This is a genomic window from Leekyejoonella antrihumi (genome assembly GCF_007845645.1).
GTDB classification, from domain to species: Bacteria; Actinomycetota; Actinomycetes; order Actinomycetales; family Dermatophilaceae; genus Leekyejoonella; species Leekyejoonella antrihumi.
The window spans coordinates 177,490-193,937 of record NZ_VCQV01000004.1 but is presented as its reverse complement, the minus strand read 5'-3'; the positions used below and the strand labels follow the sequence as shown (position 1 = coordinate 193,937).

The 16,448-nt window shown below is 67.7% G+C and carries 15 protein-coding genes and 1 tRNA gene; 13 read left to right on the top strand and 3 right to left on the bottom strand.

Annotation, left to right across the window (positions count from 1 at the left end):
• The first annotated feature begins 112 nt into the window (after positions 1-112).
• From FGL98_RS04735 to FGL98_RS04695, 9 genes are all read left to right on the top strand, one after another.
• Positions 113-970: an SMP-30/gluconolactonase/LRE family protein gene (locus tag FGL98_RS04735; protein ID WP_146315585.1), complete on the top strand. Its 858-nt coding sequence runs from the start codon at positions 113-115 to the stop codon at positions 968-970.
• Positions 971-1,101: 131 nt separating this feature from the next.
• A tRNA-Arg gene (locus FGL98_RS04730) sits at positions 1,102-1,174 on the top strand.
• A 263-nt stretch (positions 1,175-1,437) separates the two neighbouring features.
• The gene (locus FGL98_RS04725) at positions 1,438-3,456 is read left to right on the top strand and encodes a S53 family peptidase (RefSeq protein WP_146315584.1); all 2,019 of its coding nucleotides are present in this window, start codon (positions 1,438-1,440) and stop codon (positions 3,454-3,456) included.
• Positions 3,457-3,626: 170 nt separating this feature from the next.
• Entirely contained in the window at positions 3,627-5,171 is a 1,545-nt protein-coding gene (locus FGL98_RS04720; protein WP_146315583.1) for an amidohydrolase, read from the top strand.
• Between the two features lie 123 nt (positions 5,172-5,294).
• Positions 5,295-5,501 (top strand): RNA polymerase sigma factor sigma-70 region 4 domain-containing protein, encoded by a 207-nt coding sequence (locus FGL98_RS04715; RefSeq protein WP_222432012.1) that lies wholly within the window; start codon positions 5,295-5,297, stop codon positions 5,499-5,501.
• A gap of 32 nt (positions 5,502-5,533) precedes the next feature.
• Complete coding sequence (locus FGL98_RS04710; RefSeq protein WP_146315581.1) at positions 5,534-6,277, top strand: Clp protease N-terminal domain-containing protein; 744 nt, start codon at positions 5,534-5,536, stop codon at positions 6,275-6,277.
• 86 nt (positions 6,278-6,363) lie between these two features.
• Positions 6,364-7,101 (top strand): 3-oxoacyl-ACP reductase FabG, encoded by a 738-nt coding sequence (gene fabG, locus FGL98_RS04705; RefSeq protein WP_146315580.1) that lies wholly within the window; start codon positions 6,364-6,366, stop codon positions 7,099-7,101.
• Positions 7,098-8,315, top strand: coding sequence for an acetyl-CoA C-acetyltransferase (locus FGL98_RS04700; RefSeq protein ID WP_146315579.1), 1,218 nt, complete (start codon positions 7,098-7,100; stop codon positions 8,313-8,315). The genes fabG and FGL98_RS04700 overlap by 4 nt, the downstream gene beginning before the upstream one ends.
• Before the next feature lie 102 nt (positions 8,316-8,417).
• Positions 8,418-9,812 (top strand): class II fumarate hydratase, encoded by a 1,395-nt coding sequence (locus tag FGL98_RS04695; protein WP_146315578.1) that lies wholly within the window; start codon positions 8,418-8,420, stop codon positions 9,810-9,812.
• Positions 9,813-9,922: 110 nt separating this feature from the next.
• Here FGL98_RS04695 and FGL98_RS04690 read toward each other — a convergent pair whose 3' ends face one another.
• The gene (locus FGL98_RS04690) at positions 9,923-10,579 is read right to left on the bottom strand and encodes an SDR family NAD(P)-dependent oxidoreductase (protein ID WP_186525979.1); all 657 of its coding nucleotides are present in this window, start codon (positions 10,577-10,579) and stop codon (positions 9,923-9,925) included.
• 90 nt (positions 10,580-10,669) lie between these two features.
• Positions 10,670-11,962 (bottom strand): MFS transporter, encoded by a 1,293-nt coding sequence (locus FGL98_RS04685; protein ID WP_146315576.1) that lies wholly within the window; start codon positions 11,960-11,962, stop codon positions 10,670-10,672.
• Positions 11,963-12,076: 114 nt separating this feature from the next.
• Between FGL98_RS04685 and FGL98_RS04680 the strand changes: the two genes are divergently transcribed.
• A complete protein-coding gene (locus FGL98_RS04680; protein WP_246136365.1) occupies positions 12,077-13,234 on the top strand; it encodes a magnesium and cobalt transport protein CorA in 1,158 nt (385 codons plus the stop codon).
• 194 nt (positions 13,235-13,428) lie between these two features.
• Here the strand turns inward: FGL98_RS04680 and FGL98_RS25240 are convergent, their stop codons facing one another.
• Positions 13,429-13,581, bottom strand: a complete 153-nt coding sequence (locus tag FGL98_RS25240) for a hypothetical protein (RefSeq protein ID WP_186525991.1) — start codon at positions 13,579-13,581, stop codon at positions 13,429-13,431.
• Here FGL98_RS25240 and FGL98_RS04675 point away from each other — a divergent pair.
• From FGL98_RS04675 to FGL98_RS04665, 3 genes are all read left to right on the top strand, one after another.
• Positions 13,517-13,813 (top strand): cupredoxin domain-containing protein, encoded by a 297-nt coding sequence (locus FGL98_RS04675; RefSeq protein WP_146315574.1) that lies wholly within the window; start codon positions 13,517-13,519, stop codon positions 13,811-13,813. The two genes, FGL98_RS25240 and FGL98_RS04675, sit on opposite strands and share 65 nt — an antisense overlap.
• Positions 13,814-13,871: 58 nt before the next feature.
• Positions 13,872-14,333, top strand: coding sequence for a hypothetical protein (locus FGL98_RS04670; RefSeq protein ID WP_186525978.1), 462 nt, complete (start codon positions 13,872-13,874; stop codon positions 14,331-14,333).
• A 234-nt stretch (positions 14,334-14,567) separates the two neighbouring features.
• Positions 14,568-16,394 (top strand): phosphoenolpyruvate carboxykinase (GTP), encoded by a 1,827-nt coding sequence (locus FGL98_RS04665; RefSeq protein WP_146315573.1) that lies wholly within the window; start codon positions 14,568-14,570, stop codon positions 16,392-16,394.
• Positions 16,395-16,448: the final 54 nt, after the last annotated feature.

Genomic DNA, 16,448 nt, shown 5'->3' with positions numbered 1-16,448 from the left:
ACAATGTTCGGCCGCAACGCCGCGAAGGGCTTGACATCACCGCACCGGCGCTAACCGAACGGCATTGCCACTAGGTCTCCCTGCCACAGCGATGGGTCCTAAGGTGGCGGACATGCGCGCCGAACCCATTGCCCAGCCCCATGCCTTCCATGCCGAGGGCCCCTGCTGGTGGCCGGAGTGGGGTGGGCTGAAGTATGTCGACATGATGGCCGGCGACGTGCTCTCGCCCCGCGAGGACGGCGGCGTCAATCGGGTGCACGTCGGCAAGGTCGCCGCGGCGCTTCGGCCACGCGGCAGCGGCGGCGCAATCATCGGCGTGGAGCGCGGATTCGCGCTCGCCGAACGACCGGACCTCTCGGACGTCATGCCATTGCCGCAGACCTGGTCCGACTCGAGCGTGCGATTCAACGACGGCGGCTGCGACCCACTCGGCAACTTCTACTGCGGCACGATGGCCTACGACCAGCACCAGGGTGGCGCGTCGATGTACGTCTACAGCACGGAGGGCGTCACCACGCAGGTGCTGACGGACCTGACCATCTCCAACGGGATCGCCTGGTCGCCGGACGGTTCGCTCGTCTACTTCAACGACACTCCGACTCACCAGATCGCGATGTTCGACTGGACCCCGCAGGGCGGCCTGGCAAACCGGCGCCCCTTTGTGCAGCTGCCCAAGCAGGAGACGGGCAACCCGGACGGGCTATGCATGGACGAGCAGGGTGGGGTGTGGATCGCGCTCTATGGCGGTTCGGCCGTTCACCGATATGCCCCGGACGGCAGTCTCGACCAGGTCGTGGAGCTGCCGGTCACCAACGTGACCGCGTGCACCTTCGGCGGGTCGGACCTACGGACCCTTTACATCACGACGACGCGAGAGAATGTGCCGGATGGCGAGCAACCTCTGGCGGGAGCGGTATTCAGTTGCACGCCCGGTGTGGGCGGGCTGCCCACCCGCCCCTTCGGCGCCTGATCGATGCCGCGCCCTCCTTGAACGGGCAGCCACGCGTCTCTGCCGACCGGCCTCTCCCCTCGGGCGCGACCCGATTTCGCGTCTCGGGGCAGGTGTGGGTAAAGTATCTCGACGTTGCGACATTGCAGCGCGCACCCGTAGCTCAACGGATAGAGCATCTGACTACGGATCAGAAGGTTGGGAGTTCGAATCTCTCCGGGTGCACACATTGTGTTGAGACAATGGAGTTGAGGGCGAGTCACCGCGAAGCGGGGACTCGCCCTCAACGTTGAGACAATGGATCCGAAGGCGAGGCACCGCGAAGCGTGGTCTCGCCTTCGGTGTTGAGACAGAGTCGCTCCGCAGTACCCTGAACGTTCCCTGGGATGTCGGCGTTTCCCTGAGTTGCGGGACCGCATCACCAATAGGCTCCGGCTGTTCTACCCCGTTGCCACACGCGCGGGTTTCTCCGGAGAAACCAGGTACTCATGACACGTCGCAACCCATCTCGAGCGCGGAAGGTGGCGGCGCTCGGCGTCGCCGGCGGACTCGGACTCACTCTCACCGCCGCGGCCGGGTCGGCGGCCGTTGCGTCGCCGGGCGGTCTGGTTGCCGTCGCCGGCGGCGTCACCGCCAGCAGCCTGCCCGGCGGCAGTGTCTTCGGAAACACCGATCCGAACACACCCGAGGCCGTCTCGTTCGTGCTCAAGGAGCGCGGCATGTCCTCGCTCGAAAACCAGGTCGAGAGCGGCGTCACCCATGACCTGTCGGTTCAGCAGTTCGCCCGCCGATACGGCCAGAGTCCGCAGTCGATCAGGGAGCTGACGGACTACCTGAAGCACTTCGGCATCGCCACCACCGTGTACGCCAACGGGGTGAACGTGTCCGCCACCGGCACGGCCGGTGAGTTCGACAAGGCGCTGTCGGTCACGCAGAAGAACTACCGCGTGCCCGGCCAGGCCGCTCGGAACGGCCATCAACGGCGCCCCGCGCGGACTGTGCACGCACCCAACAAGTCGCCGATGCTTCCGCGCTCGGTCGCGCGGATGGTCACCGCGGTGCTCGGCCTGTCCAACTACAGTCCGTTCAGCAGCCAGTCCGTGCACGTCAGCCCAGGCCTCACCGCGAAGGCGAGCGGATCCGCCCAGGCGTGCCCGGTCACGGGGCCGGTCGCCGGCTGCAACCTGCCCAGTGACTATGCGGGCAAGTACGGCATGAACAAGCTCTACAAGTCGGGCGCCGACGGCAGCGGTCAGACCATCGGGATCGTCACCCTCGCCGCACTGGATCGGGGCGCGCCGGAGACGTTCTGGAAGAAATACGCTCACGTACCCAGCACGGGTCGCACCGTGTCGATCCAGAACATCGACGGCGGCCCCGGGGCTCCCAGCGATACCGCGGGCAGCGGCGAGACCGACCTCGACGTCGAGCAGTCGGGCGGCGTGGCGCCAGGAGCCAATGTGATCGTCTACCAGGCGCCGAACACCGACGCGGGCTGGGCGGACGCGTTCTTCACCGCTGCCAGCCAGAACGTTGCGGGCTCGGTGTCGTCCAGCTGGGGCGAGTCGGAGACCATCGTGCAGGCCGCCATCGCGTCCGGTGTGGAGACCCCGGCGCTGCAGACGGCGTATGACGAGGCCTACCTCGAGCTCGGCGCGCAGGGCCAGTCGACCTTCCTGTCCGCCGGAGACGAAGGTGCCTACACCGCATCCACCGACCTGGGCACGACGAACCTCGCCGTGGACACGCCGGCCGACAGTCCGTATGTGACCTCCGCCGGAGGCACGACACTCCCGTGGTCGGGAAAGCTGGGCGGCACCGTCCCGGTGTCGGTTCCCGCCGAACGGGCCTGGGGCTGGGACTACCTCTGGCAGCCGATCGCCACGCTTGACGACGTGCCGCTGGCGACCGCAGCCGAGTCTCACGTCGTCGGTGGCGGTGGCGGCTACAGCACGTTCGAGGGGATGCCGTCCTACCAGAAGCAGATTCCGGGCATCAACAGGTTCTCGGCGGTGAAGTACCTCACGCCGACCGGATACCAGAATGTGCAGGGCATCACCGCTCCCACGACGTGGTCGTTCAACCCGAACCCGTCGGTGACCACCGGATTCAGCAATGGTCGAGCGGAGCCGGACGTGTCCGCCAACGCCGATCCGGAGACCGGATACCTGCTCTATGAGCCGAGCGCCGTGCCCGCTGGGTCGGCAGCGCTGCAGTCCGGCTGGGGTGGCACGAGCTTCGTGGCCCCGCAGTTCAACGGCAGCACCGCGGTGATCGACCAAGCCCTCGGCCACCGGGTAGGCCTGTGGAACCCGATGATGTATCACCTCGCCCGCGGGTCGAACTCGCCGGTCACGCCGATCAACACCAGCGGCACCGGCAGCGACAACATCTTCTACACCGGCACGCCGCACACCCTGTACAACCCGGCGGTCGGACTCGGGACACCGAACCTGTCGCTGTTCGCCTCGGAGCTTGGGCAGCAAGGGCACGGTCACGGGCACTGAGCACTGAGCACTGAGCGCTGAGCACAACCGGTCGAACCCAGGAGCGTGGCCCTGCGCTCCCGGGTTCGTCGGCGCGCCGCCCCTGGCCCTGTCTGAGGCACGCCCCCGGTCCAGCACGACGGCCGCCGCATAGGGTCGCGGTAGCACAAGCACTCATCATCGGAGGTGACATGTCCCCCACTGCACCCGGACGTTTCGCCGAGTCGCTGCTGATCCGGCATACGCGCCTCGTGCCCATCGGTGGCGCCGCCGCACCGGCCGGACCCATCGATGTCCGCGTAACCGCCGGCGTGGTGACCGAGATCGGCGAGCGGCTGACCGACCACGGCGAGCCAGTGCTCGACGGGAGTGGCCGCTGGGCGATCCCGGGCCTGTGGGACCAGCACGTGCACATGTCGACCTGGGCGCAGACTCGGCTGCGGCTCGACCTCGCGGACACCGCCTCACCGGAGGATGTGACCGCCAGGATTGCCAACCACATCGCCGGGCTGCCGTCGTCGCGGGACGGCAGCCTCGTGCAGGCGTGCGGGTATCGGTCGGCCACCTGGCACCGGCCACCCACGGTCCGCGAGCTGGACGCTGTCAGCGGCGATCATCCGGTCGTCATGATCAGTGGTGACGCCCACAACGGCTGGCTCAACTCCCGGGCGCTGCGGATGCTCGGCCTACAGCCCCGGGACACCGTTCTCGAGGAGAACGAGTGGTTCTTGCTCATGGGCCGGTTGGATGAGCTGCCGGGCGCCTCCGAGGGTGTTGATCGGGCCTACCGGCAGTCCGTTCGGGACGCCGCAGCCAAGGGTGTCGTCGGCGTTGCCGACATGGAGTGGGGCCCGGGGTACCTCGCCTGGCCAGAGCGATTCGCGAACGGTATCGACCAGCTGCGGGTGCGGCCCGCAACCTATTCGGACGGGTTGGAGGACGTTGTCGCCGCCGGTCTGCGGACCGGTGACCCATTGCCCGAGGGTGGTGGGCTGCTGACCATGGGCCCGCTCAAGATCATCTCGGACGGCTCTCTCAACTCGCGCACGGCCTACTGCTGCGACCCGTATGCCGATGCCGCAGACCTGCCGCAGCCGCACGGGAAGCAGAACCTGTCGCCGGGCGAGCTGGTCCGACTGATGCGGCGTGGGACGCGGTGCGGGCTCCAGGTGGCGCTGCACACCATCGGCGACGCCGCGGGTGCGGTCGGGCTGGACGCGTATGAGCACAGCGGGGCGCGCGGCACCATCGAGCATGCCCAGCTCATGCGCAGGGAGGACATCACGCGGATGGCGCGGCACGGCATCCGCGCCAGTGTGCAACCGGCGCACGTCTGGGACGACCGCGACCCGTCGGACAAGTGCTGGCCCGACCGCACCGACCGGTGCTTCATGATCGGCACGATGCTGCGTTCGGGGGTGACCCTCGCGCTGGGTTCGGACGCGCCGGTCGCGGCACTGGACCCGTGGCTCGCGATGGCAGCCGCCGTCTGGCGCAGCGGGGACGATCGGCCGGCGTGGCACCAGGACGAGGCGATCTCGCCGGCCGATGCGCTAGCCGCGAGCACCGACGGGCAGCGGACGATCGTTCCCGGCAGTCGCGGCGACATCGCGCTGCTCGACGACGACCCGCTGGCCGCCGTCGGTGACGCGCGAGCGGTCGCCGTGCACCTGCGTCAGGTCACCGTCGGAGCCACCATCCTCGCCGGTCGCATCACCCACGACGAAACCGGCTGATCCCCAGAGGGACTGGTCGGGTCTGAGCGACGCCCGCCATGGATCCGGCGCGAGGCCCGTCATCGCAAATCCCATGTCAGGAAATGTTGACACCGCATAGGGCGTCAGGTTATGTTGACACACATGGACGACGTCGACATCGCCACATCAGCCGCCAGCAGCAACCCGGCACAGGGCCTCGGAGCCGTGCGGGCACTGCGAGTGCTCGCCGACCGACTCGAGGACGTGCAGGTGCGCAACGCCCGCAGTCAAGGCTGGAGCTGGCAGGCCATCGCCGACGTGCTGCACATCAGCCGTCAGGCCGTTCATCAGAAACACTCCCGCGACTGATCGCGGACCATGAACCTTCAAGGAGTTCAACCATGTTCGACCGTATTAGTTCAGAGATCCGGATAGCGATCATCCAAGCCTCGGGCGAGTCCCGCGAGATGCAGCACGACAGCATCGGACCCGAGCACGTCCTCCTGGGGCTGCTCACCAACGTCCGGGGATCGGCATACCGACTGCTCACCGCGCACGGTATGCAGTTCGACCAGGCGCGCGAGACACTCCTCGCCGCGCGCGCCGCGCAACCCACCGACGGCACGACCCAAGAGTGTCGCGACGACGCGTCAAGCAATCTTGACGACGATCGCGATGCACTGCGGGCGATCGGCATCGACCTGGACAAGGTGCGCGACGCCGTCAAGTCCGCCTTCGGCGACGACCTCACCGAAGGATGGGGCGAGCGCCGCGGTCGCCGCGGCCGCGCCCGGGGTCATGGACCGCACGGTCGTGGCGGCCCGCACGGTGAGCGCGGCGAGCGTCACGGATTCGACCCCGAGGACTGGGCCGAGTTCGGGCCCCGTGGGGGTGGACGCGGACGTCGTGGTCCGCAGAGCCGCCGCTTCGGACCGTTCGGGCGCTTCAGCCCGGCGATGTTCGAGGTGATGCAGGACGCCCGTCTGGCAATGCGCGACGGCCACGGGTTCGCGGGCTGCGACCTGTTGCAGGCGATCATGCAGTCTGGCGACCCGGTGGTCGATGCGATGCTGGCCACCGCCGACAACCTGGACGCCCTGCGCGCCGACGTCGCCCAGCAGGCTGCGCACACCGCCGCCAGCTGACCCCGTCAGACAGCACCACCGACGCTCGTTCGCGTGGGCTCTGGGACACTGGACACCGACAACGTCGTCGGCGGAAAGGTTCACCCATGGACGGTCTCCTGAAAGACAAGGTCGCGCTGATCACCGGCGGTGCCCAGGGCATCGGCCTGGCGATCGCACACACCTTCGTCGAGCATGGCGCGAAGGTGGTGATTGCCGACCTCGAGCAGGAGGCCGCCAGCAAGGCCGCGAGCGAGCTGGACGGCGAAGCCACCGGCGTCGCGTGCGACGTGCGGGACCTGGAACAGGTCGAGGCGGCCTGCCAGGCCGCGGTCACGGCCTACGGCTCGCTGGACGTCATGGTCAACAACGCGGGCATCACCCGCGACGCCACCATGCGCAAGATGACCGGCGACGACTTCGATGTGGTGATGCAGGTGCATCTGCGCGGCACCTGGAACGGCACCCGGACCGCCGCCGCGATCATGCGCGAGCAGGGGCACGGCGCGATCGTCAACGTGTCGTCGATCTCCGGCAAGGTCGGATTCATCGGCCAGACCAACTACTCCGCCGCCAAGGCCGGCATCGTCGGACTGACGAAGGCCGCCGCCAAGGAGGTCGCCTTCAAGGGCGTCCGCGTGAATGCCGTGCAACCAGGGCTGATTCGCACCGCCATGACCGAAGCCATGCCGCAGAAGGCGTGGGACGCGAAGATGGCCGAGATCCCCATGGGACGGGTCGGCGAACCCTCCGAGGTCGCCTCCGTGGCGCTCTTCCTCGCCAGCGACCTGTCGTCCTACATGACCGGCACCGTCATGGAGATCACCGGCGGGAGGCTCATGTGAGCACCCGTGAAGCCGTCATCTGCGAGCCGATCCGCACCCCGATCGGGCGGTATGACGGGGTGTTCAAGACGGTCACAGCCACCCAGTTGGGTGCCACGGTCCTGCGCGCTCTGCTGGAGCGCACCCAGATCGACCCCGCGCTGATCGAGGATGTCATCGTCGGCAACGGCAACAGCTCCCCCGAGGCACCCGCGATGGGCCGGGTCATCGCGCTGGATGCCGGGCTGCCCGTGGAGGTCCCCGGCTATCACCTCGATCGCCGCTGCGGGTCCGGCCTGCAGTCCGTCATCAACGCCGCAATGGCCGTGCAGACCGGGGCCATGGATCTCGCGGTCGCCGGTGGCGTCGAGTCGATGAGCAACGCGATCTTCTACTCCAATGACATGCGCTGGGGCGGGGCCCGCGGCGGCATCGCGGTGCACGACCAGCTCGTGCGAGCGCGGCAGACCGCCGGCGGCGAGAACTACCCGGTGCCCGGCGGCATGATCGAGACCGCTGAGAACCTGCGCCGCGAGCACGGAATCACCCGCGAGGCGCAGGATGCGCTTGCCGTGGAGTCACATCGCCGAGCAGTAGCCGCCCAAGAGTCCGGCGCACTGAAGGACGAGATCGTGCCGGTCACGGTCACATCGCGCAAGGGCGACACCGTGATCACCAAGGACGAGCACCCGCGTGCCGACACGACGATGGAGTCGCTCGCCGCGCTCAAGCCGATCATGCGCCGACAGGACCCCGACGCCACAGTGACCGCCGGCAATGCCAGCGGACAGAACGACGCGGCGGCGCTCTGCATCGTCACCACTCTCGAGAAGGCACAGGAGCTCGGGCTCAAACCGCTTGTCCGACTCGCAGGTTGGGCTGTCGCCGGTGCTCCGCCCAAGACCATGGGCATCGGGCCGGTCCCCTCCACCGCCAAGGTGCTCGGCCGGCTCGGTCTCACCCTGGCCGACATGGGCCTGATCGAGCTCAACGAGGCGTTCGCCGCACAGGCGCTGTCGGTGATGAAGGAGTGGGGCTTCACCGACGCCGACCGCGAGCACACCAACATCCTCGGCTCCGGCATCTCGCTGGGCCACCCGGTCGGCGCGACCGGCGCCCGGATGCTGGCGACGCTCGCCCGACAGATGCATGCTCGCCAGGTGCGCTACGGCCTGGAGACCATGTGCATCGGCGGCGGCCAGGGCCTGGCCGCCGTCTTCGAACGCGTCTCCTGAGCGATCAAGGGCAGACGGTCCGCGCCGTATGCCGCGCGGACCGTCTGCCCTTGTGCTTACCCCGCGGCATAGCCTGGTGGGAGTCGACGAAAGGGCAAGCACATGGGTGAGCAGGAGTTCCGGACCGAGCACGACTCGATGGGCGAGGTGCTGGTGCCCGCGCAGGCCAAATGGCAGGCCCAGACCCAGCGAGCCGTCGACAACTTTCCGATCTCTGGTCAGCCCATCGAGCGGGCACTGATCGGTGCCCTCGGCTCGATCAAGGGTGCCTCCGCCACCGTGCGCGCCGGTGAGGGCGTGCTCGACTCCGACAAGGCCAAGGCCATCCAGGAGGTTGCCGCCGAGGTCGCACGCGGCGACTGGGATGCGGAGTTCCCGATCGACATCTTCCAGACCGGCTCCGGGACCTCGTCCAACATGAATGCCAACGAGGTCATCGCCACGCTCGCGCAGGAGCGCCTGGGCACCAACGTGCACCCGAACGACGACGTGAACGACCCGTTCTCGTCCAACGACCAGTTCCCGTCGGCCATCCACATCGCCGCGACCCAGGCCGTCAGCCACGACCTCATCCCGGCCCTCGAGCACCTCGCAAAGTCCCTGGAGGCGAAGGCAGAGGAGTTCAAGACCGTCGTGAAGTCCGGTCGCACCCACCTGATGGACGCCACCCCGGTCACGCTTGGCCAGGAGTTCGGCGGGTATGCCGCACAGGTCCGTCACGGTGTCGAGCGGCTGCGGGATGCGTTGCCGAGAGTCGGTGAGCTGCCGCTCGGTGGCACCGCCGTCGGCACCGGCATCAACGCCCCGGCCGGCTTGGCCGCCAAGGTGATCCAGCAGCTCGCAAGCGACCTCGACCTGCCCCTCACCGAAGCGCGGGACCACTTCGAGGCGCAGGGTGCACGCGACGCCCTCGCCGAGCTGTCCGGTGTGCTGCGCACAATCGCGATTGGGCAGAACAAGATCGCCAACGACATCCGCTGGATGGGCTCCGGCCCGCGCACGGGTCTGACCGAGATCTTCCTGGTCGACCTGCAGCCCGGTTCGTCGATCATGCCGGGCAAGGTCAACCCGGTGCTGGCCGAGGCGATGGTGCAGGTCGTCGCGCAGGTCGTCGGCAACGACGCGGCGATCGCCTGGGGCGCGGCGGCCGGCAACTTCGAGCTCAACGTGATGCTGCCGGTGATCGCGAGCAACCTGCTGCAGTCGATCCGGTTGATCACCAATGTTTCCAACGTCTTTGCCGACCGCTGCGTCGACGGCATCACCGCCAACGAGGAGCGCTGCCGGGAGTATGCCGAGTCATCACCGTCGATCGTCACTCCCTTGAACCACTACCTCGGCTACGACGAGTCGGCCAAGATCGCCAAGCAGGCCCTCAAGGAGCGCAAGACGATCCGCGAGGTCGTGATCGAGCGGGGTCACGTGGAGAACGGCGCGATCACGCAGGAGCAGCTCGACCAGGCTCTCGACGTGCTGTCGATGACCCACCTCGGCTGACCGGCAACCCATCCGCCGAGTGGAGCACTTATCTCTCGAGTGGAGCACAAACAACTACGCCACTCGGTACTCCACTCGGCGGGAAGCGGCGCCGCCAGGTTCCGGCCCGATCAGGCCGGCTGATAAAGGATCTCGGTCTGGTCGCTGCCGTTGAAGAGGTCCCAGTAGGCCTCGGAGATCAGGTCCGGGTCGAAGAAGGTTCCCGGGCTGACCACGCCACCGATGGTGACGGTGCCCACCTTGATGCCGGCCGGTGCCAGCTCATCGGCAAGCGTGAACGCCAGGTTGCGCAGGCCGGCCTTGCTGATCGCAGCGGAGGCCCTGGACGCGACAGGCTTCAAGGCCAGCATGCCGCCGGTGAACAGCAGGCATCCGGTTCCGCGCTCGGTCATCCGCGGAATCACCAGGCGCGAGCAGACAAGGGCGCCCGCGACATTGACGGTGAAGTCTGCCAGGAGGTCCTCTTCCGCCAGGTCCGACGGGTCGCTGATCGTGTTGGCGCCGGCGTTGTAGACCAGGACGTCCGGTGCGGCGAACTCTGACTCGATCTGGGCAAATGCCGTGACCAGAGTCTCTTTCACGGATGCGTCGGCGGTGACCGCGTGGGCATCGACCCCTCGCTCCCGCAGGTCGGCGACCTGCAGATCCAACGACTCCCGGCCTCTGGCAAGGAGTACGACGGTGAATCCGTGCCCGCCGAACTTTCTGGCAACGCCCGCGCTGACGCCGGGGCCCGCACCGACGATTGCTATGACTGGTTTGCTCATGTGAACTGCCTCCGAGCGACTCTGGATCATGGACCTAGGACTGGTTTTACAAGTGGAATCTCGGTCGACCGGGCGTGCCCGGACACTGCATCATGTCGCAGCGGTGGCCACCCCACGCGGCAGGCGTAGGCCCGCCAGTCCGGCGGTCGCGATGACGGCGGCGCCCAGCCCGAATGCCGCGCCGTAGGAACCCTTGTCCACCAGCCAACCGGCAAGCACCGGGCCGACCACCGCGCCAAGGTCGCTGGCCATGTTGAAGATCGCGATCACCGTGCCCCCACGACCACCGATGACGTCGCCCACCAAAGCGCCGGGCACTGTGCCGAGGAACGCCGAGCCGGCACCGAAGACGATCATCGCGATCATCACCAGCAGCATCGTCCCGCTGAGGCCGAGGAGCACCATCGCGGCGGCCGACACGAACGCGCCGGCGACCAATGGTTCCCGACGGCCCATGGTGTCGCTCCAGCGACCGGCCGGGAACATCAGCGCGGTCTCGACGATTGCAGAGACCAGGAAGGCCCAGCCCACCCAGCCGGCGGACTCGCCGATCTTGTCCACGATCAGCAGCGGCACGATCGTGCTGCGCAGGCCGAAGATCGCCAACCCGATCGCCAGGTTGCTGGTGAGCGCCGCCTGGTACTCCCGAGTGCGTAGCACCTCACGGAGTTTGGGTGGTGGCTCCTTCGCCGGGCTCTTTTCGGGGGGTGGCACAGCGCTGGCCGCCGGGTCGGTCTCCGCCATGAGTGCCGCGTCGACCGGTTGCGCGCCGTCGGCGGGCTCGCCGCTTGCCGAGGCGGCGGTCGTATGCCGTGCCGGTCGGCCGAGGAAGACCAGTGCCACCAGCGCGGAGAGGGCCAGCGTGCCGGCATACAGAAAGAAGGGGGCGCGCAAGGAGATGCCGAGCACCGCCCCGCCGACCGCGGGCCCTGCGATGCCACCGGTCAGGAACCCGGACCGGTAGATGCTCATCGCACGACCGCGGGTCTGGTCGGTGGCCACCTGAAGGACCACGCTGATCGCAGCGACCCCGAACACCGCGGAACCGACACCGCCGATACCGCGCAGGATGATCAGCTGGTCGTAGGTGCGGGCGAGCCCCGCGAGCAGGCTGGACACCCCGACCGCAGCCAGCCCGATCATCAGGCAGGTCCGGACTCCGAGCAGGTCCACCAGTCGGCCCGCACCGAGCCCGGAGAGGAACCGCATCAGCGCGAACGCGGACACCACCGCACCCGCGGCCCCCGCGTTGACCCCGAACTGCTCTGCGAACAGCGGGATCGCCGGTGCCACGACCCCGAACCCGAGCGCGACGCAGAACGCGACACCGGCCATCGCGAAGACGTCGGGCGGGACGTTCTTCGGGAGACGGGGAGGCTGCACGAGGACCAGTCTGCTTGCCGGGTGCGCCGGATGCCGTGCCGGGGCCGTGCGCGAGCCGTGCTCAGCTCACGACATACCCGCCACAGCGGCCCGAACGCGGTTAGGGTCTATGGCGTGCCGACATGGAAGAACCGGGCCCCCCGCCCGACGCGGATGATGACCCGTCATCCGAGCGCCGAGCCGGATATACCGCCGGTCGAACGGTCGCTGCAGTCCAGGCGCCCGAGCGACGAGGAGATCCGGCCGGTCGAGTCGACGGTGGTCGAGAAGGCGCTCTATGCCCACGGCAAGCGCCTGGAAACACCGCACAGCCTGACCGAATGCATCCACATGCTCGCCGACCACAAAGAGGCCATGGCATGGGTGGGCATGTATCGTCCGACACCGCAGCAGATCCAGGACGCCGCCGACGTATTCAGGCTGCACCCGCTGGCCGTCGAGGATGCGATCGTCGCGCACCAGCGCCCGAAGATCGAACGCTATGACGACACTCTCTTCGTGGTGCTGCGGTCGGCGATCTACAACGACGAGACCGAGACGGTGAGCTTCGGCGAGCTGCACCTCTTCGTCGGTCCGGACTTCGTGCTGACCGTGCGGCACACCGATCGGCCACACCTCGCCTCGGTGCGCACCCGCCTGGAGAACGACAGCAAGCTGCTCGCAATGGGCCCGGAGTCCGTGCTGTATGCCGTGCTCGACTTCGTCGTCGACGGGTACGCCCCGGTCGTGGCGGGTCTGGAGAACGACATCGAGGAGATCGAGACCCAGGTCTTCGAGTCGGATCCCAGTGTCTCGCGGCGCATCTATCAGCTCTCCCGTGAGGTGATGGAGCTGCAGCGCGCGTCGCGGCGGATCCTGCAGATCCTGACGGCGCTCGAGGCGGGTTTCGACAAGTACGAGACCGATCCGGAGCTGCAGCGCGACCTGCGGGACGTCGCCGACCACGCGACAAGCGTCACCGACCGGGTTGACGGGTTCCGGCATACGCTCGCCGACATCCTGTCCCTGAACGCGACGCTGGTCGCGCAGACGCAGAACGAGCAGATGCAGCACCTGGCCGAGGTCAGCAATCAGCAGAACGAGCAGATGAAGAAGGTGTCGTCCTGGGCGGCCATCCTCTTCGCGCCCACCGTCGTCGCCGGCATCTACGGGATGAACTTCCGCATCATGCCCGAGCTGCACTGGGCGTTCGGGTATCCCATGGCCATCGTGCTGATGTTTCTGGTCAGCTTCACCCTCTATCGGATCTTCCGGCAACGCGGGTGGCTGTAGCGGGGCGCACGGGCCGGCCCGTCGAGGCAGGCACGGTTCCAATCTCTGCGCCCGAAGGTGACGAACTCCTGGGGACGGAATCTTCCGTGTGCCTCCGACCCGATTGGACGGACCCTCATGACTGCTCGACTGACAGCGGGTGCGCTCGCCGCAACCTGCAGTGTCATCCTCCTCGCCTCCTGCAGTAGCGGGGGTCAATCCACCGGTGCCGGGCAGAGCGCATCGACGCCCGCAGCGAGTGCCTCGTCGAGCTCGGCCGCTTCCACGCCATCGAGCACGTCGATGCCGTCGACGAGCGGTTCTTCGGCAGCGACCGCCAAGTCTGCGGCGGCGGCGAAGATCACCATCAAGAGCTTCGCGTATCAGGTGCCCGCCAGCGTGAAACCCGGAGCCAAGATCACCGTCACCAACGCCGACAACGTCAACCACACGGTCACCTCCGACACGGCCGGACTCTTCAACGCGGTGATCCCCAGCAATGGCGGCAGCGCCACGATCACGGCGCCCACCAAGCCGGGCAAGTACCCGTTCCACTGCAAATACCACGCCAACATGCACGGCACCCTGGTCGTCTCATGACCACCCCACAAAGTTCTCCGCTCGCAAGCTCGCTCCGATACTTTGCGAGGACCCCGTCATGACCACCCCAGTACTGCGCTCGGGACTGCGGATCCTGGTTGCCGCGTGCCTCGTCGCAGACGCGGTTGTGCACCTGCAGCTGGCAGGCGACTATGCGCAGGCGAGCGCGCCGGGCCATCTCAGTGAGGGCCTCCTCTTCCGGGTCGAGGCGATCGCGGCCCTCGTGGTTGCCCTCCTGGTGCTCGCGTGGGGCAGCCGGGCCACCTTCGCCGCGGCGTTCGTCGTCGCGGGTAGCGCCTTCATCGCCGTGATCCTCTTCAGGTACGTCGACGTGCCGGCATTCGGGCCGGTGCCCTCGATGTATGAGCCGATCTGGTTCGCCAAGAAGAGCACCAGTGCGGTCGCCGAGGGCCTGGGGGCCGCCTTGTCCGCGATCGGGTTCTTCCATGCCGGGGTTGCCGGAAGGCGGACTCGGGGCCCGTCTCCCGCCGACGGCTCGGCGGACCGATTCATCGCCTAATCCTCACCACGGCGATGTCCGGGATTGTGCGATAACCAGCGGGTACGTCGCGTTGATTCGACGAGCCGCGAGGAAGCCAACAAAGACCACCCTTCATGTGATGTGGGTCACATGGAAGAACGTGGCGGGATCGGGTGACGCCACATTCTCCGGCGTACGTTCGAGAAGTCGCCAGGGGTTCCGGCGACCCGGATTGAGCCAGCCGCTCGCCCATCGAAGGACGGTCTTACGCATATGACGATCAATGCCCCCACAGCCCCGGCACAGGCCGGCACCTCCCATGACGCCCTCGCGAAGTGGGTCGATGAGGTCGCCGAGCTGACCACCCCCGACCGGGTCATCTGGGTCGACGGGTCGCCCGAGGAGTGGCGCGACGTCACTGATGCGTTGGTCAACGCCGGCACCTTCACCCGCCTGGACGAGACCAAGCAACCGGACTCCTTCCGAGCGGCATCCGACCCGAGCGACGTGGCCCGGGTCGAAGCCTGCACCTACATCTGCTCCCGCGAGGAGAAGGACTCGGGCCCGACCAACAACTGGATGGACCCGGACGAGATGAAGGGAATCTTGACCCAGCTCTTCCGCGGCTCCATGGCCGGCCGCACGATGTACGTGATCCCCTTCGTCATGGGGCATCTCGACGCCGAGCACCCGATGTTCGGCGTGGAGATCACCGACAGCGAGTATGTCGTTGCCTCCATGCGCATCATGGCGCGCATCGGCGCGCCGGTGCTCGCCAAGATGGAGGAACTACAGGCCGACTTCGTCCCGGCGCTGCACTCGGTCGGCGCACCCTTGCAGCCCGGCGAGCAGGACGTGCCCTGGCCCTGCAACGACACGAAATACATCGTGCACTTCCCCGAGGAGCGGATGATCTGGTCCTACGGGTCCGGCTACGGCGGCAACGCGCTGCTGGGCAAGAAGTGCTATGCCCTGCGGATCGCGAGCGCCGTCGCCCATGACGAGGGCTGGATGGCCGAGCACATGCTCATCCTCAAGCTGACCTCGCCGCAGGGCAAGGCGCACTACATCGCCGCCGCCTTCCCGAGCGCCTGCGGCAAGACCAACCTGGCGATGCTGCAACCGACCATCCCCGGCTGGAAGGCCGAGACGCTCGGCGACGACATCGCCTGGATGCGGTTCGGCAAGGACGGTCGACTGTATGCCGTGAACCCCGAGTACGGGTTCTTCGGCGTCGCCCCCGGCACCAACCAGCGGACCAACCCCAACGCAATGGCCACGCTCAAGGGCGGCCACTCCATCTACACCAACGTGGCGCTGACCGACGACGGTGACGTCTGGTGGGAGGGACTGGAGAACGAACCGGCCCACGCCACCTCCTGGAAGGGCGCCGACTGGACGCCGGACTCGACTGAGCCGGCCGCCCACCCGAACAGCCGCTACTGCACCCCGATCACGCAGTGCCCGATCCTCGCCGACGAGTATGACGACCCGCAGGGGGTGCCGATCTCGGCGATCCTCTTCGGCGGCCGTCGCAAGACCACCATTCCGCTGGTGACCGAGGCCCGTGACTGGGCGCACGGCACGTTCATGGGCGCCACCCTCTCCTCGGAGACCACGGCGGCCGCGGTCGGCAAGACCGGCATCGTGCGCCGCGACCCCATGGCGATGCTGCCGTTCATCGGCTACAACGCAGGCGACTACCTCGGTCACTGGATCGATATCGGCAAGCAGTCCGATGCTTCCCTGCTGCCGCGCATCTACTACGTCAACTGGTTCCGCCGCGACGACGACGGCGGCTTCCTGTGGCCCGGGTTCGGTGAGAACTCGCGCGTCCTCAAGTGGATCGTCGAGCGCATCGAAGGCACGGCCGACGCGCGAGAGACCCCGATCGGTCACGTCCCCACACCGGAGGCACTGGATGTCGACGGGCTCGACCTGACCACCGAGCAGATCGCCGAGGCGCTCGCGGTCAACTCGAAGGAGTGGCAGGCGGAGATCCCGCAGATCCAGGAGTGGTTCACCAAGTTCGGTGACCAGCTGCCGACCGAGCTGCAGGTCGAGCTCGACACGCTGACCACCCGCCTCGGCGACTGCTAAGAGTTACCCCGCAAAGTTCTCCGCTCGCTCGCTCGCTCCGATACTTCGCGGGGA